Annotated in this window: 1 protein-coding gene and 1 pseudogene; both read right to left on the bottom strand. The window is 57.4% G+C overall.

Annotation, left to right across the window (positions count from 1 at the left end):
* Positions 1 to 632: phospholipase effector Tle1 domain-containing protein (locus KHO18_RS28255; RefSeq protein WP_211944321.1), on the bottom strand; the 632-nt coding region annotated here is incomplete at its 3' end.
* A 111-nt stretch (positions 633 to 743) separates the two neighbouring features.
* Positions 744 to 1131 (bottom strand): annotated as a pseudogene (locus KHO18_RS28250) (hypothetical protein); the annotation flags it as partial.

Raw genomic sequence — 1131 nt, 5'->3', positions numbered from 1 at the left:
ATCCACATGTCGCTATTGAGGTTGTGCCCCGGCAGCCCGACGGACTCGACGGTATCGAACAGACCCAGAAACCGGATATGCAACGGCGCGGCTTCACCATCGACTGCTGTGCGGCAAGGCCAGAAGGGCGCGCCATGCCGCATCTCGCATTGTGTCAACAGCCGGTGTACAAAGGCACGCGCAAGCGCCGCGCCGCGGGAGAAGCCAAATACGGCGATATCGATGCGGGTGACTTTGTGGTTGGCTTTCAATCTATCTCGAAGATCTGCCTCGGCCAACGCTAATCGCGCATCTGCGCCCAATCCGGCTCCCCCGCCCAATGTCTCGCTGTCGCGAATCCATTCCCACCAGCTTGGATTACTGGCATCTAGCGGTGTGCCAACGCCTGGGTAGTAAAACCTCCAGATCAGCGGTCGTTCCTCGTCGTGTCCCGCATAGAGCCGTGCGATGTTGGACAACTTCTTCGCCGGTTCGTCCAACTTAAGGTTGTTTCCTGTGCCATCAAAAAAAAAGCTGAACCACGGCTTCTGCTCGCAGGTCGAGCAGGTCGTGAACGCTTCGTCGTGCAGCATCGTGGCGGTCTTGAGCGCCCGATGGAAAGTATCGTGGCTATCGGTGAACCAGTCTTGCATCGTTATTCTCCCTTTTGGCGCATTACGCGCGGGCCAACAAAGAAAATTCTGTCCATCCGCGGATTTCCGGGGCCTAGATCGCCGTCCCCAGAAAGCAATTCCGTCTCGATCTCATGATTGGGGAAGAATCGGACCACTAGATAGCTCTGCAGCTTGTAGCCCGGCTTCGGCATCGTCCCTTTCACGACGACATCCCGGCTGTAGGTTTTCCACATGGACTTGTCGTCCTGACGTCCGCCCACTCGCCATACCGACCTTGATCGTCTGACCGACACCCGGCATCCGCGAACAGCATATGCTTCCACTGGTTCCCCCTCTGGAGAATTCCTTAACCTGTATACCGCCCACTCCGGTGTCCTTGCCTGAGACCGTCTGAATCCAGTAGTCGTAGATATAGTCCTCGGTGTAGTTCGCACTGCGCGCCGCCGCCAATACAGAACGGTCAGACTGGACCGCAGCGCAACCACCGAGCGCGGCCAATATCATCACAAACGACACA

It is taken from the genome of Cupriavidus campinensis, from assembly GCF_905397395.1.
GTDB classification, from domain to species: Bacteria; Pseudomonadota; Gammaproteobacteria; order Burkholderiales; family Burkholderiaceae; genus Cupriavidus; species Cupriavidus campinensis.
The sequence above is the reverse complement of the archived record's forward strand: the minus strand, read 5'-3'. Positions and strand labels throughout refer to the sequence as shown.